The 23,095-nt window shown below is 74.5% G+C and carries 18 protein-coding genes; 10 read left to right on the plus strand and 8 right to left on the minus strand.

Annotation, left to right across the window (positions count from 1 at the left end):
- The first annotated feature begins 194 nt into the window (after nt 1-194).
- The gene (locus tag ACZ5NW_RS31290; protein ID WP_468747354.1) at nt 195-893 is read left to right on the plus strand and encodes a TetR/AcrR family transcriptional regulator; all 699 of its coding nucleotides are present in this window, start codon (nt 195-197) and stop codon (nt 891-893) included.
- On the opposite strand, the gene ACZ5NW_RS31295 is transcribed toward ACZ5NW_RS31290, so the two are convergent.
- Nucleotides 881-2,383 carry an LVIVD repeat-containing protein gene (locus ACZ5NW_RS31295; protein WP_468747355.1) on the minus strand — a complete coding sequence of 501 codons (1,503 nt, stop codon included), beginning with the start codon at nt 2,381-2,383 and terminating at the stop codon, nt 881-883. The genes ACZ5NW_RS31290 and ACZ5NW_RS31295 overlap by 13 nt on opposite strands.
- A gap of 178 nt (nt 2,384-2,561) precedes the next feature.
- On the opposite strand from ACZ5NW_RS31295, the gene ACZ5NW_RS31300 reads away from it, so the two are divergent.
- Nucleotides 2,562-3,206 (plus strand): DUF305 domain-containing protein, encoded by a 645-nt coding sequence (locus ACZ5NW_RS31300; RefSeq protein ID WP_468747356.1) that lies wholly within the window; start codon nt 2,562-2,564, stop codon nt 3,204-3,206.
- Nucleotides 3,207-3,237: 31 nt separating this feature from the next.
- Here the strand turns inward: ACZ5NW_RS31300 and ACZ5NW_RS31305 are convergent, their stop codons facing one another.
- Nucleotides 3,238-3,744 (minus strand): DUF6214 family protein, encoded by a 507-nt coding sequence (locus ACZ5NW_RS31305; RefSeq protein ID WP_468747357.1) that lies wholly within the window; start codon nt 3,742-3,744, stop codon nt 3,238-3,240.
- Between the two features lie 197 nt (nt 3,745-3,941).
- Here ACZ5NW_RS31305 and ACZ5NW_RS31310 point away from each other — a divergent pair, with 197 nt between their 5' ends.
- Nucleotides 3,942-5,285 (plus strand): FAD-dependent oxidoreductase, encoded by a 1,344-nt coding sequence (locus ACZ5NW_RS31310; protein ID WP_468747358.1) that lies wholly within the window; start codon nt 3,942-3,944, stop codon nt 5,283-5,285.
- A gap of 6 nt (nt 5,286-5,291) precedes the next feature.
- Here the strand turns inward: ACZ5NW_RS31310 and ACZ5NW_RS31315 are convergent, their stop codons facing one another.
- Nucleotides 5,292-5,645 (minus strand): ArsR/SmtB family transcription factor, encoded by a 354-nt coding sequence (locus ACZ5NW_RS31315; RefSeq protein ID WP_468747359.1) that lies wholly within the window; start codon nt 5,643-5,645, stop codon nt 5,292-5,294.
- A 125-nt stretch (nt 5,646-5,770) separates the two neighbouring features.
- Here ACZ5NW_RS31315 and ACZ5NW_RS31320 point away from each other — a divergent pair, with 125 nt between their 5' ends.
- A complete protein-coding gene (locus tag ACZ5NW_RS31320) occupies nt 5,771-6,850 on the plus strand; it encodes an NADH:flavin oxidoreductase/NADH oxidase (protein WP_468747360.1) in 1,080 nt (359 codons plus the stop codon).
- A gap of 491 nt (nt 6,851-7,341) precedes the next feature.
- On the opposite strand, the gene ACZ5NW_RS31325 is transcribed toward ACZ5NW_RS31320, so the two are convergent.
- The 3 genes from ACZ5NW_RS31325 to ACZ5NW_RS31335 all read right to left on the minus strand — a co-directional run bounded on the left by ACZ5NW_RS31325 (nt 7,342) and on the right by ACZ5NW_RS31335 (nt 13,117).
- Nucleotides 7,342-11,661, minus strand: a complete 4,320-nt coding sequence (locus tag ACZ5NW_RS31325) for an HAD-IC family P-type ATPase (protein ID WP_468747361.1) — start codon at nt 11,659-11,661, stop codon at nt 7,342-7,344.
- Nucleotides 11,662-11,670: 9 nt separating this feature from the next.
- A complete protein-coding gene (locus ACZ5NW_RS31330; RefSeq protein ID WP_468747362.1) occupies nt 11,671-12,147 on the minus strand; it encodes a hypothetical protein in 477 nt (158 codons plus the stop codon).
- Between the two features lie 193 nt (nt 12,148-12,340).
- Nucleotides 12,341-13,117, minus strand: coding sequence for a PaaX family transcriptional regulator C-terminal domain-containing protein (locus tag ACZ5NW_RS31335; RefSeq protein WP_468747363.1), 777 nt, complete (start codon nt 13,115-13,117; stop codon nt 12,341-12,343).
- A 74-nt stretch (nt 13,118-13,191) separates the two neighbouring features.
- Here ACZ5NW_RS31335 and ACZ5NW_RS31340 point away from each other — a divergent pair, with 74 nt between their 5' ends.
- Together ACZ5NW_RS31340 and ACZ5NW_RS31345 are read left to right on the plus strand one after the other, a co-directional pair.
- Nucleotides 13,192-14,850 (plus strand): DNA alkylation response protein, encoded by a 1,659-nt coding sequence (locus ACZ5NW_RS31340; protein ID WP_468747364.1) that lies wholly within the window; start codon nt 13,192-13,194, stop codon nt 14,848-14,850.
- A gap of 106 nt (nt 14,851-14,956) precedes the next feature.
- On the plus strand, nt 14,957-16,921 hold the full coding sequence (locus tag ACZ5NW_RS31345) for a HEAT repeat domain-containing protein (RefSeq protein WP_468747365.1): 1,965 nt from the start codon (nt 14,957-14,959) through the stop codon (nt 16,919-16,921).
- A gap of 9 nt (nt 16,922-16,930) precedes the next feature.
- Here ACZ5NW_RS31345 and ACZ5NW_RS31350 read toward each other — a convergent pair whose 3' ends face one another.
- The gene (locus ACZ5NW_RS31350) at nt 16,931-17,512 is read right to left on the minus strand and encodes an Rv1733c family protein (RefSeq protein ID WP_468747366.1); all 582 of its coding nucleotides are present in this window, start codon (nt 17,510-17,512) and stop codon (nt 16,931-16,933) included.
- A gap of 278 nt (nt 17,513-17,790) precedes the next feature.
- On the opposite strand from ACZ5NW_RS31350, the gene ACZ5NW_RS31355 reads away from it, so the two are divergent.
- The 4 genes from ACZ5NW_RS31355 to ACZ5NW_RS31370 all read left to right on the plus strand — a co-directional run bounded on the left by ACZ5NW_RS31355 (nt 17,791) and on the right by ACZ5NW_RS31370 (nt 21,845).
- On the plus strand, nt 17,791-18,879 hold the full coding sequence (locus tag ACZ5NW_RS31355; protein ID WP_468747367.1) for a WD40/YVTN/BNR-like repeat-containing protein: 1,089 nt from the start codon (nt 17,791-17,793) through the stop codon (nt 18,877-18,879).
- A 154-nt stretch (nt 18,880-19,033) separates the two neighbouring features.
- The gene (locus ACZ5NW_RS31360) at nt 19,034-19,711 is read left to right on the plus strand and encodes a uracil-DNA glycosylase (protein ID WP_468747368.1); all 678 of its coding nucleotides are present in this window, start codon (nt 19,034-19,036) and stop codon (nt 19,709-19,711) included.
- On the plus strand, nt 19,708-20,718 hold the full coding sequence (locus ACZ5NW_RS31365) for an N-acetylglucosamine kinase (protein WP_468747369.1): 1,011 nt from the start codon (nt 19,708-19,710) through the stop codon (nt 20,716-20,718). The genes ACZ5NW_RS31360 and ACZ5NW_RS31365 overlap by 4 nt, the downstream gene beginning before the upstream one ends.
- Before the next feature lie 203 nt (nt 20,719-20,921).
- Nucleotides 20,922-21,845, plus strand: a complete 924-nt coding sequence (locus ACZ5NW_RS31370) for a sirohydrochlorin chelatase (protein WP_468747370.1) — start codon at nt 20,922-20,924, stop codon at nt 21,843-21,845.
- 118 nt (nt 21,846-21,963) lie between these two features.
- Here the strand turns inward: ACZ5NW_RS31370 and ACZ5NW_RS31375 are convergent, their stop codons facing one another.
- Nucleotides 21,964-22,998, minus strand: coding sequence for a lactonase family protein (locus ACZ5NW_RS31375; protein ID WP_468747371.1), 1,035 nt, complete (start codon nt 22,996-22,998; stop codon nt 21,964-21,966).
- Nucleotides 22,999-23,095: the final 97 nt, after the last annotated feature.

Genomic DNA, 23,095 nt, shown 5'->3' on the forward strand with positions numbered 1-23,095 from the left:
GCGTCATGATGGTCGCACGGCCTGAGCTGGGCGTTCGCGGTCTCCCCCAGGACCGCTCACGCAACGATCAGAGTCCGCCTCGGACGATCCCCCGTTTCGCCCGAGGCGGACGGCAAGCCCGACCGGCCCTGAACGGGCTGGTCGACACGCGTTGAGTATAGTTGGCTGGCAGCCAGTCAACGCAGGAGTCCAGGATGTCCCCGCGCAGCGCCTCGGTCAATGAGGAATTGCGGCGCCGCTCGCGCGAGCGGTTGCTGCAGGCGGCGCTGGAGCTGGTCAACGAGCGGGGCTACGAGGCCACGACGCTCGCCGACATCGCGGACCGGGCGGGCTCGGCGCGCGGTCTGGTGTCGTACTACTTCCCCGGAAAACGCCAGCTCGTGCAGTCGGCGGTGCACCGCCTGATGTACCGCACGCTGGAGGAGTCCCTGGAGCGCGAGCCGCGTACGGACGACGGCCGGGAGCGGATGGCACGGGCGATCGACGCCGTGCTGGGGCTGGCCAGGGACCGGACCGTGCTGATGCGCCAGCACATGGCGGGGATGCTGGACACGGAGGGTTTCGTGCAGTGCCCGGAGCAGCAGCGGCTGGCCGAGCTGCTGCGCGACACCGTGTCCCGGCACGGCTCGCGGAACGCGGACACCGACTACCCGATGCTGCGCTCGCTGCTCATGGGCTCGGTGTACGCGATGGTGCTGCCCAATGTGCCGATGCCGATCACCACGCTCCGCGCGGAGCTCTTCCGGCGCTACCGGCTCGACTGGGAGCAGGGATTCCCGCCGGACGCCGAGGCGCCCGGTGGGACGGCCGACCAGGATCTGTCGCGGTTCTTCGCGACGGGCCGCGAGCCCGGCGCGCGGCCGGGCCCGGGGTCCCGGGGTCAGTCGAAGTAGTCCGGCTGCGTCTGGACGTTGAGCTCGCGCAGGCGGACCTTCCCGGCGGGATCCGTGCGCCGGTCCGTGAGCTTGAGGACGTCGAGGCCCTTCGTGATGTCGTTCGAGTAGATGTAGCCGTTGTAGTAGTACGCCGACCAGGAACCGCCGACCGTGAGCTTGTCGGTGGTCAGCGGGCCCCGCTCGAAGTAGGCGATCTCCTTCGGGTGGTCGGAGTCGGTGAACTCCCAGACGGAGACGCCGCCCTGGTACCAGGCCTGGACCATGATGTCCCGGCCCTTGACCGGGATCAGCGAGCCGTTGTGGGCCACGCAGTTCTCGGTGTCGGCCTGGTGGCGCGGGATCTTGTAGTAGTTGCGGAAGACGAGCTTGCGCTTGTCGCCCTTGCCGACGATGTCGTAGATGCCGTCGGCGCCGCGATGGGGGCCGGTCGCCTCGTTGCAGGTGGCTCCGACGCCGCCGCCCAGCTCATCGGTGAAGACGACCTTGTCGGCCTTCTGGTTGAAGGTGGCCGAGTGCCAGAAGGCGAAGTTGACGTTGTCCTCGACCTGGTCGAGGACCTTCGGGTGCTCGGGGTCCGCGATGGAGAACAGGATGCCGTCCCCCATGCAGGCGCCCGCGGCGAGGTCCTTCTCCGGGAGCACGGTGATGTCGTGGCAGCCGGTCGTCTTGGCCACACCCGGGTTGGTGGGCGCGCCCGGGTTGCCGCCGCCGTCCGGGCCCTCACCGGGGAAGAGAACGGGGAAGTTCACCACCGCCGCCTGCTCGGGGGCGTCACGCGGCACCTTGATGACCGAGATGCCGTCGTGCGGCGGCTGGCAGTCGGGGTAGGTGGCGCTCGGCGAGTACGACGAGACGTAGATGTAGACGTTCTTCCGCTTCGGCACCAGCGTGTGGGTGTGCGAGCCGCAGTCGGTCTCGACGGCGGCGACGTACTTGGGATTCGCCTTGTCGGTGATGTCGAAGACCTTCATGCCCTCCCAGGAGGACTTCTCGGTCGCGGGCTGCGTGGTGCTGTTGCAACTGCTGTCGCTGCGCGAGGAGTCGGTCGACAGGAAGAGCAGATTGCCGGAGACGGAGACGTCGTTCTGCGAGCCCGGGCAGAGCACCTGGGCGACGGTCTTCGGCGCGGCGGGATTGCTGATGTCGAAGATACGGAAGCCGTCGTAGTTGCCGGCGAAGGCGTACTTGCCCTGGAAGGCGAGATCCGAATTGGTGCCGGGCAGGGCGTCCTTGGGGATGTTGACGAGGTGCTGGATGTTGGCGGAGTGGACGATCTCGTCCTGGCCGGGTATCTCGCCCGCCTCGATCGCCCCGGCCGTCCGGGCCAAGGCGCTCGACGGCACGTCCTTGCCGGCGGCCGGCGCGTCCCCCGGGTCGGGGATGGCGGTCGCCGGGGCCGCGGTCAGCAGCGCGGCCAGGAGACCGGCGGCTGCCGCGGCAACTCCCAGACGTCTGTGCCGCGTTCGGGGATCGTTCAACAGGGTCACTGTGTCCTCCCTCGTTGCCGTTCGCACGGGAACGGCTCACGCTCCCCGAAGTATCGTCTTAGTCATGCTCAGACCAACAGGTCGCAACAGGCTCGTCACACAACTTTTCAGCGGGTAGGACACAGGCCCGTGCCAGGATGTGACGGATCCGTCAACTCGCCTTCCTCCGGAGGTCGTTGTGCTCCTTCGCCGTGCGTCCCTGGTCGTCGCCGCCTCGGCGGCCGCGGTGCTCGTCCTGGCGGGCTGTGACGACGACTCGGGTTCCGAGGGCAAGTCGGCCGCCACCACCGGGCCTTCGGTGATCGCGCCGGGCGCTCCCGGCGAGCCCAACCGCACACTGTCGGCCGAGGACGCGGCCAAGCAGCGGGCGGACGACGACACCCCCAACGCGGCGGACGTGGCGTACGCCCGGATGATGATCACGCACCATGAGCAGGCACTGGAGATGTCCCGGCTCGCACCGGGACAGGCCGCGTCGGGCGATGTGAAGCGGCTCGCGGCCCGGATCACGGCCGGACAGACTCCGGAGATCGCGTCCATGCGAAGTTGGCTGGAATCGCACGGCGAGGCGGCGACCGGCGGGCACACGCACACCGCGATGCCCGGCATGGCGACCGAGGACCAGCTCGCCCGGCTGCGGGCGGCGCGGGGCGCGGCGTTCGACGAGCTGTTCCTCACGCTGATGATCGCCCATCACCAGGGGGCGATCACCATGGCGACCGACGTGAAGGCCAAGGGCAACAACGTACAGATCGAGGAGATGGCCGACGACGTGGTCGCCCAGCAGACGAGCGAGATCGAGCGCATGCGGAAACTTCAGTGACGCGCCTGGCCGGCGTCAGCAACGCGCCCTGTCAGCGGCGGGCGTGACGAGGAGTCAGATATCCGGCGTCCCGGGCCTGCGCGATGAGCCGCAGCGATCTGCGGCGGCTGTGCCCGGTCGCGTGCATCACCGCGAGGACGGGGTCGACGCCGTCCTCCTGGGCCGCGCGGTACTCCTGGGCGACGAGCCACCGCCCCTCCGGACCGCGCGGCCACGGGGGCCGGGCCCGACGCGCCCCCGCGGGTTCCTCGTCGGCGGCGTCGAAGCCGATGCCGCCCTCCTCCCCCTCCTCCCCTCGCGGAGCGCCGACCGCAGCTCCGCACATCTCGAACAGCGGCCCCTCGATCCAGTCCGCGAGCACGGTGAGGTCGATCAGGGAGAGCGCGGGCTGCGCCCGGACGTCCTCCAGGGAGACGCGTCCGTCGCTCACCACGGCCAGCACCTCGACCCGCGCCCCGTCGGGAAAGGCCAGCCGGACCTGGTACCAGGCCGCCGCCCCCTCCTCCTCCCGCACTTCCCATGCGGGCCACACGGACACCGCGACGTCCTCGGCGGACCGATCGGAAAGATTAAGAAAGGATGCTTCTAGCACACACGCAACGTAACCGCATGATCACATTCCATACGAACGGACACGCACGCGCCCGTGGCGCGCTGCACCCTGTCAGCGGAGCACCCGCGGTGCGATGCTGGAGGCGACAGGATCCCCACCGTCGCCGGGTAGGGAGTTCCGCCGTGCTGCGTGTCGCCGTCGTCGGTTCCGGGCCCAGCGGGGTCTACACCGCCCAGAGCCTCGTCCAGCAGGACCCCGAGGTGCGGGTCGACGTCCTGGACCGCCTGCCGTGCCCGTACGGGCTGGTGCGCTACGGCGTCGCCCCCGACCACGAGAAGATCAAGTCGCTGCAGCTCACCCTGCGGACGGTGCTGGAGCACGAGCGGGTGCGCTTCCTCGGCGGGGTCGAGGTGGGCCCGCGCGGGGTGTCCCCCGCCCGCCTCCGGGAGCTGTACCACGCGGTCGTGTACTGCGTGGGCGCCGCGTCCGACCGCCATCTCGGGATCCCCGGCGAGGAGCTGCCGGGCAGTTGGTCGGCGACCCAGTTCGTCGCCTGGTACAGCGCCCATCCGGACGCCACCGACGACGGCTTCGTGCTGGGCGCCCGCTCGGCGGTGGTCATCGGCGTCGGCAACGTCGCCGTGGACGTCACCCGGATGCTGGCCCGGCGCACCGCGGAGCTCAGCCCCACCGACATGCCCCAGGCCGCGCTCACCGCGCTGGCCGCGAACCGGGTCGACGAGATCCACATGGTGGGCCGGCGCGGCCCCTCCCAGGCCCGCTTCACCACCAAGGAGCTGCGCGAGCTGGCGAACCTGACGGACGCCGACGTCGTCGTCGACCCGGCCGAGCTGGCCCTGGACCCGGCGTACGCCGACCCCTCCGGGCTGCCCGGCACCCAGCGCCGGAACGTGGAGGTGCTGCGCGAGTGGGCGGCGCGGCCGGGGCGCGGCGCCGCCCAGCGGATCCGGCTGCGCTTCTTCCTGCGCCCGGTCGAACTCCTCGACGGCGGCGGGCGGGTGGGCGCGGTCCGCTTCGAGCGGACGGAGCCGGACGGCCGGGGCGGGGTGCGGGGCACGGGCCGCCACGAGACCATCGCGGCGCAGCTGGTGCTGCGCTCGGTGGGCTATCGCGGCGTACCGCTGGAGGGGCTGCCCTTCGACGCGGCGAGCGGGACGGTGCCGAACACCGCGGGACGGGTGGTGCGCGACGGCCTGGTCTCGCCCGGCGAGTACGTGGCCGGCTGGATCAAGCGGGGCCCGACGGGTGTGATCGGCACGAACCGGCCGTGCGCGAAGGAGACGGCGACGTCGCTGCTGGCGGACGCGCCCGCGCTCCTGGGCAGGGACGTGCCCGAGGAGCCGTTGGCGACCCTGCGCGCCGAGGGGGTCGAGCCGGTCGAGTGGCAGGGCTGGTGCGCCATCGAACGCGCGGAGGCGGACCTTGGCGCGTCGCTGGGCCGGGGCGTGGTGAAGCTGCCCGACTGGGGGTCGCTGCTGGCCGCCGCCGGCCACAGGGCTTCCTGAGCCGGCTCAGCCGTCGCCGAGACGGCGGGCCTGACGGTCGGCGGCGCCGAGGACGCCGTTCAGCAGCCCCGGGAAGAGATCGTCGAGGTCGTCGTCGCGCAGCCCGTTCATCTTGGCCGTGCCGCGGTAGACCTGGCGGATCACCCCGGCCTCGCGCAGCACCCGGAAGTGATGCGTGGTGGTCGACTTGGTGACCGGCAGGGCGAAGTCGGAGCACGAGAGCTCCGCGCCGCCGGCGGCGAGTTCCCGCACGATCTGGAGCCGCATCGGATCAGACAGCGCGTGCAGCACGGCCTCCAGCCGGATCTCCGCGCGCTCTGGATGCGGGAGGTCACGGCTGCTGGCGGCGGGGGCGGTCACGGCAACTCCAGTTCCTCGGGGCGTTCTCCCGCCATTGTACGAGAACCTTCGTAGTTTGACATCTGGCGTACTACGACACCTATCGTAGGAGCCGACCAACGGCACCGTGATGAATGGAGTCCGCCGTGAGTGCGCTCTTCGAGCCCTGGACGCTGCGCGATGTGACGATCCCGAACCGGGTGTGGATGGCCCCCATGTGCCAGTACTCGGCCGCCCCGGACGGACCCTCGGCCGGGGCGCCGACCGACTGGCACTTCGCGCACTACGCGGCGCGGGCGACCGACGGCACCGGCCTGATCGTCGTCGAGGCCACCGCCGTGAGCGCCGAGGGGCGCATCTCGCCGTACGACCTGGGGCTGTGGAACGACACCCAGACCGAGGCGTTCCGCCGCATCACCGGCTTCCTCGCCGAGCACGGCACGGTCCCGGCGATCCAGCTCGCCCACGCCGGCCGCAAGGCGGCCACGGACCGGCCCTGGAAGGGCGGCGCCCCGCTCACCGCCGAGGCGGGCGGCTGGCGGCCGGTCGCGCCGAGCGCGGTCGCCTTCGACGAACGGCACTCCGTGCCTGACGAGTTGACCGTGGGTCAGATCGCCGAGATCGTCGGGAAGTTCGCGGACGCCGCGCGTCGTGCGCTGGCCGCCGGATTCCGGGCCGTCGAGATCCACGGCGCCCATGGCTACCTCGTCAACGAGTTTCTCTCCCCGCACTCCAACCACCGCACGGACGCGTACGGCGGCTCGTACGAGAACCGGACGCGCTTCGCCCTGGAGGTCGTGGACGCCGTGCGGGCGGTGTGGCCCGAGGACAAGCCGCTGTTCTTCCGCATTTCCGCGACCGACTGGCTGCCGGACGGCGGCTGGACCGCCGACGACACCGTCCGCTTCGCCGCCGACCTGCACGCCCATGGCGTCGACCTGCTGGACGTCTCGACCGGCGGCAACGCCTCCGGCGTGCGGATCGCGACCGGGCCCGGCTACCAGGTGCCGTTCGCCGCGCGGGTCAAGGCGGAGACCCCGCTGCCCGTCGCCGCCGTCGGCCTGATCACCGACGCCGAACAGGCCGAGAAGATCCTCGCCAACGACGAGGCGGACGCGGTCCTGCTCGGCCGTGAACTGCTGCGCAACCCCTCCTGGGCCCGCCAGGCGGCACATGCGCTGGGCGGCGAGGTGCGGGTGCCGGGGCAGTATGGGTGGGCGGCGTGAGGTGAGCGCGGGAAGTCGACCGACTCCGCGCGGGCAGCGTTAGGCGGGGCGGCGTGGGGTGGGGCGGGGTCAGGCGGGACGGGGTCAGGCGGGGCAGCGTGGAGCGGGGCAGCGTGGGGTGGAGCGGCGTCAGGCGGGGCGGGGTGAGGCGGGGCGGTGTCAGGCGGGGCGGTGTCAGGCGGGGCGGCGTGGAGCGGGGCAGCGTGAGGCGGGGCGGCGTCAGCGCTGAGACGGCCGCTGCACCGCCGGCCAAACTCGACGCCAGCCGCTTGCACCGCCGGCCAAGCTCCACGCCGGCCGCTTCCATCGACGGCGGACCCCACGCCAGCCGCCTCCACCGCCGACCGCCTGCACCTACGGCCACACTCCACGCAGGCCGACCCCACGCAGGCCGCCCCCACCGCCGACCGCCTCCACCGCCGGCCGCTTCCACGTCAGCCGACGCGTCCCTGTGCCGACCTGTCCATGTGCCGGCTCGTCCGCCCGTCGATTCACGGCCCGGTCCGCACGAGGGACCGGCCCAGTCGTAGGACCGTTTCCTCCAGGCGGGGCAGCGTTCGTTGGCCGGCCAGGGCCAGGGCGATCGCGGCGGTCACTCCGGCCCAGGCCACCGGGCCCAGCGGTGTGCAGCCGAAGGCCTGGCTCGCGCCCGGGGTCTGCACCAGCAGGACGAGCGCGGCGGCCGATCCGAGGGCGGTGAGCCGGACCAGGGGGCTGTCGCGCCGGTCGGTCAGCGTCTGCGCGAGCTGGGTGCCGACCAGCGCGCACAGCGCCATCGTCGTGGACCGGCGGGCCGAGCCCGGGGTGAAGCGGCCGATCAGCCAGGCCGTCACCGCGGCCAGGCAGGTCGTCAGGGCGCGGTGCCGGATCCGCGCGATCAGCGGCGCGCCGAGCAGGGACGTACCGAGCGGCCCGGACTCCCCCTCCTCCGCCCGCTGTTGCGGGGTGACGGCGACGGCCATCGCCGGGAACAGGTCGGTGAACAGGTTGACCAGCAGCATCTGACGGGTCGACAGGGGCGCGGCCCGCCCGAGCAGCGTGCCGACGATGCCGAAGCCGACCTCGCCCGCGTTGCCGCCGATGAGGATGACGATGGCGTCGGCGACGCTCCGCCACAGGGCGCGCCCCTCGTCGATCGCCGCGATGAGCACCGTGAGGTCGTCCCCGGTGAGCACGAGGTCCGCGGCGTTGCGCGCGGCCGCCGAGCCGCGGGCGCTGAGGCCGACGCCGATGTCGGCCGCCCGGATCGCCGCCGCGTCGTTCGCGCCGTCGCCGACCATGCCGACGACCCGGCCCGCGTCCCGCAGCGCCTCCACGACCTGGAGCTTCTGCTCCGGAGCGACCCGGGCGACGACACCGGCGTCGCGCAGCAGCCGGGCCCGCTCCGACCGGTCGGCGGAGGCGAGTTCGTCACCGGTGACGACGGCCGTGTCCTCGGGCCAGCCCAGTTCGACGGCGATCGCCCGCGCGGTCTGCGGGTGGTCGCCGGTGAGCATCACCGGCCGTACGCCGTCCTCGGACAGGCCACGCACCAGCTCGTTCGACGTCCCGCGCGGCACGTCGGCAAGGGCCAGCAGGCCGGTGAACTCCAGGTCGTGCAGGGGCTGTTCGAGGAGTTCGCTGTCCTGCTCGGGTCCGTTCGGGCGGCGCCGGGCGACCGCCAGGACGCGCAGTCCGTCCCGGGCCAGCGCGGAGGCCGCGTCACTGGCGGCCTCCGGCAGTCCGGCGCACGCGGGCAGGACGGTCTCCGGTGCGCCCTTGACCACGAGCATCCGGTCGTCGTCCCCGGCCCGGCCCACCGCGGCCGCGTAGCCGCGCGCGGCCTCGAACGGCAGGCCCGCCTCCTGCGTCCACTCCGGGTCTTCCCCGGCCGCGTCCAGCACCGCCTCGTCGGTGGCGTGCGCGGGCCGGTCCGATCCGCCGCCGTTCAGTCGGGGACAGGCGCGCGCGGCGGTCCGTACGACGGTGCTGACCGCCTCCTCATCCGGCCGGTGCGCGGTCCCGTCGGCGTCGGTCACCCGGACCAGGCGCAGCCGGTTCTCGGTCAGCGTCCCCGTCTTGTCGAAGCAGACGGTGTCCATCCGGCCGAGCGCCTCCAGCGTGCGCGGAGCCCGTACGAGGACCCCGCGGCTGCTCAGGCGGCGGGCCGCGGCGAGCTGCGCCACGGTGGCGACGAGCGGCAGCCCCTCCGGCACGGCGGCCACGGCCACCGCCACGCCCCCGCTCACGGCCTGCCGGATCGGAGTGCCGCGCAGCAGCGCCAGACCGGTGACGGCGGCTCCGCCGCCGAGCGTCAACGGCAGGGCCCTGGAGGTGAGTTCACGCAGCCGCGCCTGCACTCCGGCGGACGGGGGCGTGCGGGCGGCGAGGGACACGGCCCGGGCCGCCTCCGTACGGTCGCCCGTCTCCACGACGACCGCGCGGGCCTGCCCGGCGACCACGGTCGTCCCCTCGAAGACCATGCAGCGGCGGTCGGCCACGGGAACGTGCGGGGTCGCGGCGGTGCCCTTGTCGACGGGCAGCGACTCCCCGGTCAGCGCGGACTCGTCCACCTCCAGCCCGTCCTCCCAGAGCAGCCGCGCGTCGGCCGGTACGACGTCGTCGGACTGGAGCGTGATCACGTCGCCCGGGGTGAGGCCGGCGGCGTCGACCGTGTGCGGCCCGTCGGAGGAGTCCTCGTCCTCGACGCGCGCCTTGCGCTGCTGTTGCTCGCGCAGCCCGGCCAGCGCCCGCTCGGCCCGCAGCCGCTGGATTCCGCCGACGAGCGCGTTGAGGTCGAGGGCGCCGACGACGAGCAGCGCGTCCACGACCGAGCCGAGGATCGCCGAGGCCGCCGACCCGACGACGAGGACGGGGGTGAGCGGATCCCGCAGCTCGCCGCGCACGGCGCGCGCCAGGTCCACGCCCCACCGGGCCGGGGCCAGCACGGGAACCCGGCCGGCGGCATCCGCGGCGGTGCGGGCCCGTGCGGCCGCCTCCTCCAGGGGACCGGGCTGGTCCTCCTCCCGTTCCTGCCGGGCCAGGGTGTCGCGGACCTCGTTCGTCCGCAGCGCGTGCCAGGCAACGCGCGGGTGCGGGTGCGGTGGGCGGGCCAGGGCCACGCCGAGGGCGGCCCGGCCGCCGCTCAGCAGCGCGGTCGCCGCGGCGCCGTCGACGGGTGCGTGCCGCAGCCCCGGCAGCGCGCCGCGCCGGCCGCGCCGGGACTCGCCGACGGCCACCAGGAGCCCGGAGAGGGTGGCCCCGGAGCGGGCGAGCGTCTGCGACCGCTGTCCCACCCCGCGGGCGGCGGGTACGGCGACGAGCAGCCGCCATAGATCGGCGAGCCCGTGCGGCGCCACGACGTCGGCCGCCCAGGCGACGGGTCCGGTGCCGTCGGCGAGGGCGACGGCCAGATCGGACGCGGCGAGGCCGGACCGTATCTCGCGCGCCTCGGGGCCGTCGGCAGGGGCCGGTCGCGCGACGGCCAGCACGCCCCGGTCCCCCTCGCGCTGTCCGCGCACCACCTCGGCGAGCGACCGGTCGGCGGGCTCGACTCGGTCGGCGAGGGCGACGAAGTCCTCGAGCGCGGGGTCGTCCAGTACCACCACGCGCAGCCGGGCCCGGCGTGCGGCGTCCAGCACCGCCTCCGCCCACTTGTCGACGCCTCCGTCGGGCGTGCACAGCGCGCTCGGGTGCAGGACCAGCGTGTGCGCGGTCTCCAGCCGGCGCAGCCGCTCGGTGTCGCGCACCAGCACGCCGGCCCGCGCCAGGGCGCAGCCGAGCAGGGCGTTGAAGGCGGCGGGCCCGTAGCGCGCGGCCTTCGGTGAACCGGCGAGCACCGCCTCGGCGGCCTCCCGGGCGTCGTGCTTGACCAGCAGGGCGGCCGCCGCGCCCAGCATCGAGCCGGTCTCGGCGGAGGCCGCGTACTCGTGTGCCGGGGTGGTGCGCAACGGCGGGCGGCTGAACGCCTCCGGGATGCCGCCGGCCCGGCCGGGCGCGCACAGCCGGTCGTGGAGCGCGTCGAAGGCGGCCGCGCGGAGCAGTGTCTCGCCCAGCTGGCAGGCGCGCAGGGTGCCGTCGAGCACCAGGGAGACCGGGGTCTGACCGGCGCCGTGGGCGGCGGCGTTGGCGGCGGCCAGCAGCAGCTCCGAGCGGCGGCGGCCGAACCGGGCGTCGAGCCAGGAGCGGAAGCGCGGGTTCTCGCGCAGCATCGTCACGCCCGCCGTCACGAACCGGGGTGACGGCGGCAGTCGTAGCAGCGAGCCGGTGACGGCGGCCGCGGTGCCCGCCAGGTCGGTGAGCAGCGCCGCCGCGGCCGTCCGTACGTCGAGGGGGTCGCCGGGGTGCGCGGGCGTCCCGGTGGTCGCGCCGTCCGGTGCGCGTTCGCGGGAGCCGAGGCCGTGGCGTTCCGCGAGGTCGGCGGCCTTGTCGAGGACGCGGTCGGTCACGGCGTCCTCGACCGCGGCCACCACGAGGCGGGACAGTCCGCCGTCCCAGTAGGCGTAGAGCACCTCCGGATGGCTGGCGAGCGCCGCGGCCACCCGTCGGGCGGCCGCCTCCGTGCCGCCCGCGCGCCGCACCCGGTCCGGTGCGGTGGGCCGCAGCGCGAGGTGGGCGCGTCGGCCGGAGCGCCAGTGGCCGTCGCCGCCGGGCAGGGCGCCCCGGGCGACGCGCCCGACGCGCGCCGCGGTGTCGGCGGTCCGCACGGCGCCACGGGCGCCGCCGGCCGCCGCGCCGGCGACGAGGCCCACGGCGGGCGCGGCTCCCCGTGCCACCAGCCGTGGGCCGGTCAGCATCAGACCGGCGGCTGCGGACAGTGGTCCCGGTGCCATGGCGGCCCCTCAGCCCTTGGCGCCGGTCCGCCGCACACTCGTCGTGCGCCAGCCGGACGGGGTGGAGGCCGTGCGCTTCGAGGCGAGCGTCGACGTGCCCGAGGTCTTCCGCTGCCCCGACTTCGTACGGCTCGTGCCGCTCGTACGGGGGGACGCCTTCGCCCCGATCGGGGCGGCCCTGCCACCCACTCCCTCGTTCTGTTCTCCGGGCCGTTCTCCGGGCCGTTCTCCGGGCCGTGACTGGGTCAGCCACGCCACGGCCGCTCCCGCGATGGCGACGGGCCACTCGACGGCGCCCGTGACGCCGAGCAGTCCCGCACCCGTGTAGACCGCGATCCGCCGCCCCCGCGGCGACACCTGTCCGACCGTGTCCAGCGCCCCGCCGGCCGCCCGTTCCACGAGCCCCGCGCCGGGCACCTGGCGCAGGGCCGAGACCGTGGTGCGCACGGGCTTCGTCAGGGTGGACGACAACGTCTGCCGTGCCATGGGTCCTCTCGCCTCCCGACCAGACCATTTCCGGAACTGCCGGGTTCCCTCGATCCGGATCCCGAACATCCGCATCGCGCACATCGGGATCCCGACCGTCACGGAGGCGCCCGGGGCGATCGTCGCGTCGTACGACACGTTCGTGACCGTCACCGCCCCGGCCGCCGGGGAGTACGCGGCGCCCCAGCCGTTGTCATCCCCGCGCCGCCGTGGCGCGCACCGGATCCGTCAGGTCGCGGCGGTAGCCGGCGTACGCCGCGCGCAGGTCGGGGCCGGGCCAGTCCGGGGGCAGCAGGTCCGGCGGGAGGACCGGGTCGGCGAGAAGGTGGCGCACCACCGCCGCGTAGGCCGTGAAGCGGTCCGCGGGGTGGCGGGTGCCGGTGATGTGGGTCAGGAGCGCCCGGGCGGTGGCGGCCCACTCGTCCAACGGCCAGAGGGTGGCCGCGAGTTCCCGCGACGGCTCCTCGGGGCGCGCGGTGAAGCAGCGGGCGACCTCTGCCAGTTCCGCCGGGCGGGCCCGCGTGAGGTTGGCCGGGCGCAGCCACACCCCCTCGCGCAGTTCGGCCAGGCGCAGGTCGGCCAGCCGGGCGCGCAGGTCGGCGCGCTCGGCGGGGCTCCGGCCGGTCGCGGTGATCACGACGGTCTCCCAGTCGCCGTCCCACGCGCGCGTGCGGGGGTGCACGGCGTCGTCCTGCCGCCGTCGCCGCTCCAGCAGCCGGTCGCTCAGTCCATGGACGCCGCCCTCGCGCCGCAGATCGCCCGCGGCCACCATCCGGCTGAGCGCGGCCCGCAGGGTGGAGCCGCCGATGCCGAACGGCTCCACGAGCCGCACCAGATCCTTCACCGGCAGTTCCGGCGGATCGGCCCCGAGCAGGAGGCTGAGCACGACCGAGCGGGCGGACAGCGGCCGGAGCTCGATCCCGTCGTCCGCTCCCGGCACGCCCATCACCCGTTCCTCCGCATGACGCATGAGCAGGTACCTTACGCACGCCTGCGCTTATTGCACTATTGCTGCGACCGCAGCCAGGGTGCAACATGACGGTCATGGAGCCGACACCGACGCTGCCGCAGCCGTACGCCACCCATGACGTCACCAACCAGCCGCCGCCCCTGTCCCCGTACGACGCCTCGCAGGACGCCGCCCTCCTGGAGGGCCTGCGCCGGGAGGGCGCGGGCTGGGCCGAGGAGGGGATACGCCGGCTCGGCCGCCGGGCGGGCGGCGCCGAGGCGCAGGAGTGGGGCGACCTCGCCAACCGGCACGCGCCCGTGCTGCGCACCCATGACCGCTACGGCCATCGCGTGGACGAGGTCGACTTCCACCCGAGCTGGCACGAGCTGATGCGGGTCTCGGTGGAGGAGGGCCTGGCCGGGGCGCCCTGGGCGGACGAGCGGCCCGGCGCCCATGTCGCCCGGACCGCCGGCGGTCTGGTGTGGGGGCACACGGACGCCGGCCACGGCTGCCCCGTCTCGATGACGTACGCCGCCGTTCCCGCGCTGCGCCGGGAGCCCGATCTCGCCAAGGTGTACGAGCCGCTGCTCACCGCGCGCGCGTACGACCCGGGGCTGCGGGTGCCGACCGAGAAGCGCGGACTGCTGGCCGGCATGGGCATGACGGAGAAGCAGGGCGGCTCCGACGTCCGTACGAACTCCACGACGGCCAGCCCGACCGCCGAGCCCGGCGTGTACACGCTGCGCGGACACAAGTGGTTCACGTCGGCGCCGATGTGCGATGTGTTCCTGGTCCTGGCGCAGGCGCCCGGCGGCCTGTCCTGCTTCCTGGTACCGCGCGTCCTGCCCGACGGCACCCGCAACGCCTTCCGTATCCAGCGGCTGAAGGACAAACTGGGCAACCACTCCAACGCCTCCTCCGAGCCCGAGTTCGACGGCACGGTGGCCTGGCTGGTCGGCCCCGAGGGGCAGGGCGTGAAGACCATCATCGAGATGGTCAACTGCACGCGTCTGGACTGCGTGATGTCGTCGGCGACCCTGATGCGCAAGACGCTCGTCGAGGCCGGTCATCACGCCCGCCACCGCGGCGCGTTCGGCGCCCGGCTGCTGGACCAGCCGCTCATGCGCAATGTTCTGGCCGATCTCGCCGTGGAGTCGGAGGCCGCGACCACGCTCACCCTGCGGCTGGCCGGCGCGGCGGACCGCGCGGTGCGCGGGGACGAGGCCGAGCGCGCCTTCCGGCGGATCGCGACCGCCGTCGGCAAGTACTGGGTGACCAAGCGAGGCCCGGCCTTCACGGCGGAGGCGCTGGAGTGCCTGGGCGGCAACGGCTACGTCGAGGACTCGGGCATGCCCCGGCACTACCGCGAGGCCCCGCTGCTGTCCATCTGGGAGGGCTCGGGCAACGTCAACGCCCTCGATGTGCTGCGGGCGCTGGGCCGCGACGCCGCCACGGCCGACGCCCTGTTCGGCGAAATCGCCCTCGCGCGCGGGGCGGACGCCCGCCTGGACACGGCGGTGGTACGGCTGAAGGACGCGCTGGCACGGGCGACCGAGGCGGGCGCCCGTCGCCTGGTCGAGCTGATGGCGCTGACCCTCCAGGGGTCCCTGCTGGTACGGCACGCACCGCCGGCCGTCGCCGACGCCTTCTGCGCGACCCGGCTGGGCGGCGACTGGGGCCATGCCTTCGGCACGCTCCCCGACGGCGCCGATCTCGACGCCGTCCTGAACAGGGCGCTGCCCGCCACGCTCTGACCGATATCACCTGTGCGTCACCTCCCGATTCCGCTTCGCTGTCAGTGGTGTGGTGCAGACTCGTGATCAGTTGGCACTTCTGGCACTTCGTCCGGGGGAGGACAACGTGTTCACGGGGATCGACGAGGTCGACTGGGCCTCGCTGCGGCATGCGTACGGCAGTGCGGCGGACGTACCGCGCCTGCTCATGGGGCTGGCCTCGGCGGACCCGGCCGAGCGGGAGACCGCGCTCGACGAGATGTACGGCACGGTGCACCACCAGGGGAACGTGTACGACTCGACGCTCGCCTGCGTCCCGTTCCTGCTGCGGCTGGCCGCCACCGAGGAGGTGCCGGAGCGGGCCGGGCTGGTGGAACTGCTGGTGAGCATCGGTGAGGGGGACGGCGCCCCGGCGGTGCGGGCGGGCGCCGACCTGTTCGCCCGGCTGACCGGGGACCCGGACGCCTGTGTCCGCCGCGCGGCGGCGGGCGCGTGCGTGCGGTTCCTGGACGACCCGGGGCGGGTGCCGACGCTGCTGCGGGAGCGAATCGCGGTCGAGCGGGACGACCGGGTGCTCATCGCCCTCGCCGAGGCGCTCGGCGTGTTCGTGCGACTGCATCCCGAACAGGCGGCGCCGGCGGTGGAGTTGCTGACCGCGCTGAGCGCCGCGCCGTACGGTCCGGGGCTGCGGCTGGCCGCGCTGGGCCAGCTGGCGGGGTGCGCGCCACGGCGTCTTCCGGCCGATCTGGTCCCGGTCGTCACCGGCCTGGTGCGGGAGCGGTCCGCGCGCCGGCCGCGCGTCCCCGCGCCCTCGCCCGGGGACACGCTCGCCCGGCGGCTGGGCCGGCTGCGCCCCTCGGACGAGGAGGGGGCACGGCTGCTGCGCACCCTGCACTCGGCGCTCGGGGACCGGCTGGCCGACCGGAAGGCCCTGCTGGCGGGCCAGTTGACCAGCCCGGACGCCACCGACCGGTGCAACGCCGCCTGGTTGGCGGCGGGACTGTTCCGGGAGTGGCGGGGCGACCACTCCGCGACGATCGAGCTGATCTCCCGTCAACTGGACTCCGAGGGAGGGAGGTTGTGCGATGCGGCCGTGTCCGTGCTCGCGGCGCTCTTCCGGCTGGCGGCACCCGCCGCCGACCGGTTGTACGGCCTGGTGAGCACGCGTCCCGACCTGTGGGTGCAGCCCTGGCAGCGCGGCACGCCCACGCTGGGCGGTCCCCTGCTCGCCCTGGCCCGCAGCGGGGACCCGCGGGCCGTGCCGGTGCTGGCGCAGGTGCTGACCGCACCGGTGACACCCCGGGGCACCGAGTCCGTGGTGCCGTGCCTGGGCCCGGCGGCGGCCCCGCTCGGCCCGGCCCTGCGCCGCCTGCTCGGCGAGGTGCCCCTCGACGCCCCCGACACGGGTGAGCGCGCGGCACCGCTGCTGCGGGCCCTGGCCGCGCTGGGCGACCCGGCGGCGGTCCCCGAGGTGCTGCGGCTGCTGGAGAGCGGGATCACGGGCCCGCGCGCGTGGTTCAAGGACGCCGCGTTCGAAGCCCTGGAGGCCATGGGCTCCGCCGCGCGGGGCGCCCTCCCCGTCGTACGCGCGGCGCTGGGCGGGGAGCAGGCGGGTGCGGCGGCGGCCGCGCTCTGGGCGATCGAGCCGGACGTGTCCGCCGTACTGCCCGTCCTCCAAAGGGAGTTGACACAGGACGACGCCCGGCGCCGGGCGCTCGCCGCACGCCGGCTGGCACTGCTGGGCGGCGCGGCCGCACCCGCCCTGCCGGTCCTGCGTCGCCGCATGACCGACGCACGCGAGGCGGAGGAGCGGGCCTCGGCCGGATGCGCGGTGAGCGCGATCACCGGTACGGCCGAGGAGGCGGCCGGGACGCTGCGGACCGCCTGGACGGAACACCCGCCGCTACGACGCATCATCGCCACGACCCTGACCACCCTCGGCCCGGGGGCCGCGCCCGTACGGGACCTCCCCCGGACGGAACTCACCACCCCCCGCCGCCACACCGTCCGCCCGGACGGCTACGGCAGCCATGACATCCCCCAGGACGAGGAGTTGCTGGAGCTGTGCCGGGAGGTGGCCCGGGGCGCGTAGGGCGGGGCGTCAGCCTGTCTGGCGCCCCCAGAGGGGGTCGAAACGCGCCCAGTCGGCGTCCCACTGATCGGCGCGACGGCGGTCCAGCCGGGCTCGTGCGACGCGGCCGCCCACGAAGGGGACGACGGCGGCGCCGAAGCCCGCGAGGACGCCGACGAGCGAGGCACGCAGCCTCGCCTGGCCGGGGGTCGCCGGTTCCGAGACCAGGCGGCCCCTCGTGTCCGTCCAGATCGTGACGGAACTTCCGGAGGCGCTGCCCGGCCGCACCCTCACCTGGCCCGAGCGCGGGGTGCCGTCGGGCGCGCTCCAGCGCACCTCGGCCCAGACCTGGTCGCCGACCGCCCCCTGCTGCGCGGTGGCCTTCCCGGGCGCTTGCTCGGTGAGCACTCCCTGGATGGGCCGCCATTCGGCACGCTCCTGCGCCAGGCCGCGCTCGACGGACCCGGCGGCCGCCCAGCCGGCCAGGATCCCGATGAGGACGGTGAGCGTCCAGGCGCCGAGCAGCACCCAGCCCTCCATCGTGTCGGCGCGACGCCTGAGCGGGTTGCGCCGCCAGCGCCACAGCCACACCTTCGGACCACGGAACGCCATCGAAGGCTTCCTCCTCGTGAGCGCACGAACATCCGGATCTGCTGCCGCTCTCCCATACGCGCCCGGCGGCCCGGATGCTCAGGACGAGTCCCCCTCCCGACCGTGCCACGCGGCCCGCGGCCTCCGCAGCCATCCGCCCGAAAGTGGCCGAGAGCACCCGCCCCGCGCCCGGCGAGGCCGCCGTGACCTGCGGGGATGTCGCGCCGAGGGGTGACTGTCAGTGGCTGGGTGCAGACTGGCCGATGTCTGGGACAAGGACGTCGCGGAGGTGATCGGACATGACCGAGGTACTACTCGCCGTAGGCACGCGCAAAGGCCTGTTCATCGGGCGCCGACGAGGGGGCGGCGCGTGGGAGTTCGACGCCGAACCGGCTTTCAACGCACAGGCCATCTACTCCGTGGCCATCGACACCCGGGGCGAGCGCCCCCGCCTGCTGGCCGGCGGCGACAGCGCGCACTGGGGCCCCTCGGTGTTCCACTCCGACGACCTGGGCCGCACCTGGACCGAACCGGCCAAGCCGGCCGTCAAGTTCCCCCAGGACACCGAGGCCTCGCTGGAGCGGGTGTGGCAGCTGCACCCGGCGGCCGCCGAGCCCGACGTGGTGTACGCGGGCACGGAACCGGCCGCGCTGTACCGCTCGGAGGACCGCGGCGAGAGCTTCGAGCTGGTCCGCCCGCTGTGGGAGCACCCGACGCGCTCCCAGTGGGTGCCGGGCGGCGGCGGTGAGGGCCTGCACACCGTGCTCACCGACGAGCGCGACCCGCGGTCGGTGACGGTGGCGGTGTCGACGGCCGGCGTGTTCCGCACGACGGACGGCGGCGCGAGCTGGGCGCCCTCCAACTCCGGTGTCTCCGCGGTGTTCCTGCCGGATCCGAACCCCGAGTTCGGACAGTGCGTGCACAAGATCGCCCGGGACGCCGCGGACCCCGACCGGTTGTATCTGCAGAACCACTGGGGGGTGTACCGCAGCGACGACGCGGGCGGCCGGTGGACCGACATCGGCGAGGGCCTGCCCTCCACCTTCGGCTTCGCGGTCGCGGCCCACCCCCGCCGCGGGGACACGGCCTATCTGTTCCCGATCAACGCCGACGCGGACCGGGTGCCCGCCGAACACCGCTGCCGTGTCTTCCGCACCGCCGACGCGGGCCGGACCTGGGAGCCCCTGTCGGCGGGCCTGCCGCAGGAGGACCACTACGGCACGGTGCTGCGCGACGCCCTGTGCACGGACGACGCGGACCCGGCCGGCGTGTACTTCGGCAATCGCAACGGCGAGGTGTACGCCTCGGCCGACGACGGCGACTCCTGGCGGCAGTTGGCGTCCCATCTGCCCGACGTGCTGTGCGTGCGCGCCGCCGTCGTGGGCTGACCGGCTCACGGGACACAGACCGAGAGAACAACAGAGAAAGCAACCGAGAGAACAACAGAGAGAACCGGGGGGGCACGCCTGTGCGTGCAGCATGGAGTGCGGGTCTTGGCCACAGGTTGATCGTCACCGTGTGTACGGCAGTAGGGTGACGCCCGTGGCACCACGACCCTTGCATGAAATCGTCGAAGCGGGCTGGGCGAAGGCCCTCGAACCCGTGGCCGGACAGATCGCCGCGATGGGCGACTTCCTGCGCGCGGAGATCGCCGCGGGACGCACCTACCTCCCGGCCGGCCCGAATGTTCTGCGGGCCTTCCAGCAGCCCTTCGACGAGGTCCGGGTCCTCATCGTGGGACAGGACCCGTACCCCACGCCGGGGCACGCGGTGGGCCTGTCCTTCTCGGTGGCTCCCGAGGTGCGGCCGCTGCCCCCGAGCCTGATCAACATCTTTCAGGAGCTGACGGCCGACCTGGGCGTGCCCCCGCCGTCCAACGGCGACCTCACCCCGTGGACCCGGCAGGGGGTCCTGCTGCTCAACAGGTCCCTCACCGTGACCCCGCGCAAACCCCGTTCGCACAAGGGCAAGGGCTGGGAGCAGGTCACCGAGCAGGCGATACGGGCCCTGGCGGCGCGGGGCAAGCCTCTGGTGTCCATCCTGTGGGGCAGCGACGCCCGCAACCTCCGTCCGCTGCTGGGCCATCTGCCCTCGGTGGAGTCCGTGCACCCCTCCCCCATGTCCGCCGACCGCGGCTTCTTCGGCTCGCGCCCCTTCAGCCGGGCCAACGACCTGCTGATCCGTCAGGGCGGACAGCCCGTGGACTGGCGCCTGCCGTGACCGCCCCCGCCGGTCCGCACTCCGGCACCGGCGCTGGCACTGGCATCCTCGCCGTGGATTCAGGCGGTTCGGGGCTGCGGGTGGCGGTGGGCACGGCGGGGCGGGGTCCGCTCGCGGAGCGCGCGTCGGACGTGCCGGTCCGCACCGGCACCCGCGGGATCGACCCGGGGCACCTGATGGAACAACTGGTGCCCCTGGTGCGTCAGTTGGCGGCGGAATCCGGCGTCACCGGCCTGTCCGCCGCAGCAGTGGGCGCCGCCGGTTTCAGCACGCTGGGCGACGCGCTGCGCGAGGAGCTTCCGGGCGCGCTGGCGCGGGAGTTCGGCGTCCGCCGGATCGCGCTCGCCGCCGACTCGGTCACCGCGTATGCCGGGGCCCTCGGCCCCCGGCCGGGCGCGGTGATCGCCGCCGGCACCGGGATGATCGCGATCGGCACGGATCTGCGCCGATGGCGTCGTGCCGACGGCTGGGGTCATCTGCTGGGCGACTGCGGGGGCGGCGCCTGGATCGGCCGGGCCGGTCTCGAAGCCGCCGTCCGGGCCCATGACGGGCGTCCGGGCGGCTCCGCCGCCCTTCTCGCGTGTGCCGAGGAGCAGTTCGGGCCGGTGCGGGGGCTGCCGGGACGGCTGTATCCCCGCCCGGACCGGCCCGCCGTGCTCGCCTCCTTCGCACCCCGGGTGGCCGACCGCGCAAGGGACGATCCGGTCGCCGCCGGCATCCTCAGGGCCGCGGCCCGGCACATGGCCGAGTCCGCCGTCGCCGCCTGCCCCGCCGAGGGCGAGCCCCGGCTCGCGCTGACCGGCGGGCTGTTCAGGACCGGCGCCCCGCTCCTGGTACCCCTGGAGGAGGAACTGGCCCGGCTGCTGCCGCACGCACGGCGCACCGAGCCCGAAGGGGACCCTCTGCACGGCGCCGTGCGCGTCGCCACCGCGCTGGCGACCGGCGCGCTCGCCCTGCCCCAGGACCCGGCGATGCTGCACGTGGTGACCGATCCACACACCCTGTGACCACCAGGGACGTTGGCCCGACCGGCCCCCGGTCGGCCGCATCTCGGCCACGCGTCCGCCCGCGTCCCCGGGGACAAGTCGCCCGGAAAACGCGCTGATCACTTCGCATCCGTACGTAACTCATCAGACAAAACGGGACGGATACCGCTCACCTGCACCCTCCCCGAACAGGGGAGCCACCAAAACCAGTAACATGCGGCGCCATGAGCTCCCCCACTGGGCCCGCGTCCGGCCTGCCAGTACGAATGCCGCGCCCCCGCCAGCCCGGGCGGCACCGCCGACCCGAGCCCCTGGCGGCTCCCGAGGGCGCGCCCGCGCTCGTCCTCGCGGTGCCCGGCACCCCCAGCGAGGCCACCCGCGGCCTCGCCGAGGAGATCGTGAGCATCGCCCGCTCCGAGCTCCCCGGCCTCGACGCGCGCATCGGTTACCTGGACGGGGACGACACCGACTACCCCACGCTTCGGTCCGTTCTCGCCCACGCCGCCGAGGAGCGCACCGCGCGCTACGAGCAGGCCGTGGCCGCCGGCGTCGACGTCAAGGAGCCCGAGGGCCCCGTCGCGGTCGTCGTGCCGCTGCTCGCCGGCCCGGACAGCGCGCTGCTGCGCCAGGTCCGCCAGGCCGTCATGGACAGCCGTGTGGCCGCCGAGCTCACCGATGTGCTGGGCCCGCACCCGCTGCTCGCCGAGGCGCTGCACGTCCGGCTGTCCGAGGCGGGTCTGGCCCGCGCGGACCGCGCCCGGCTGTTCACCGTGGCGACGGCCGCCGACGGCATCATCCTCGCGTCCGTGGGCGGCGAGGAGGCCGTGCAGGCCGCCGGGATCACCGGCATGCTGCTCGCCGCGCGGCTGGCCGTGCCGGTGATGGCCGCGGCGCTCGACCAGGAGGGTTCCATCGCCTCCGTGGCCGAGCAGCTGCGCGGCTCCGGCTCCCAGCAGCTGGCGCTCGCCCCGTACCTGATCGGTCCGGAGATCGCCGCGTCGCTGATCGAGGCGGCGGCCAAGGAGGCCGGCTGCCCGGCGGCCGAGGCGCTCGGCCCGTACCCGGCGATCGGCAAGCTGGCCCTCGCCAAGTACACGACGGCCCTGGGCATCGCCCCGCAGCAGCCGCAGGGCACGCCGGTTCGCTGAGCCGCCGCGCCGCACGACCCCGTACGACACGAAGGGCCCGCCCCCGACCAGGGGCGGGCCCTTCGTGCTCTTCGTCCTGTGGCGAGGCGCTGACCCGGCCTGGACTAGGACGCCGCCGTCAGCCGAGCACCACGCACGACGCAGCCGGCACGGCGATCGAACCGCACCGCTGGGGCAGCCCGGTGGACGGGTCGAGGCGGAACCAGGTCACGTCCCCGGAGCGCTCGTTCGCGACGTACAGCCGGCCGCCGGACTCGGCGAGGGCACGCGGCCAGCGGCCGCCGCAGGACACCGTCCCGACCGGCCGCAGCACCTCCCCGCCGGCCTCGACGGCGAACACCGACAGCACGTCCTCACCGCGCGTCGCGGTCCACACGAACCGTCCGTCGGGCGAGCAGACGATGCCGGAGGGGTACGCGTCACCGGCCGGGGCGCCGGGCAGTACCGGCACCTCCGCCAGCGGCTTCAGCGCGCCCTCCGCCGCCTCCCAGCGGCATACGGTCACCGTGGGAGCGAGTTCGTTGACGACGTAGGCGTACGCGCCGTCGGGGTGGAAGGCGAGATGGCGGGGGCCGGAGCCGGGGCGCAGCGCGATCTCGCGGTGCACGGCGATCAGGCCCTCGCGCAGGGTGCACACCCGTACGGAGTCCGTGCCGAGGTCCACGCTGACCACCCAGCGCCCGCTGGGGTCGGGCTGGACGTGATGGGCGTGCGGCCCCTGCTGGCGGGGGGTGTGCGGGCCGGAGCCGGTGTGCGCGAGGACGTGCGACGCGCCGCGGGCGAGGCCGCCGTCCGGGCGCAGGGGTACGGCGGTGACGCTGCCGGAGCCGTAGTTGGCGGTGAGGACGTGGCCGTCGTGCACGCTCAGGTGGGTGGGCCCGCTGCCGGCGACCGGGACGGGTGCGCCGGTGCGCTCCGGTACGTCGCCGTCCACGCGGTACGCGGCGACCGCGCCCTCCGCCGTCTCGCTGACCGCGTAGAGCGTGCCCGCGTCGGGCGAGAGGGCCAGGTAGGAGGGATCGGGCAGGGTGTTCACGCTGCTCAGCGTGGTCAGGGCGCCGGTGGGCGGGTCCACGGCCGCGGTGACGATTCCGGGGCCGCCGGCCGCCGTGAAGGATCCGATGAACGCCCGCCGCCTGTCGCCGATCGCCACCGCAGGCCCCTCTCGTGTCGCCGCCGTCGTGGGTGACGGTAGCAGTTGATCACGGAAGGTCTAGACCAAGACGGTGTCAAAACGGCGGGCGCGAGCC

This window comes from Streptomyces sp. NPDC032126 (genome assembly GCF_055580085.1).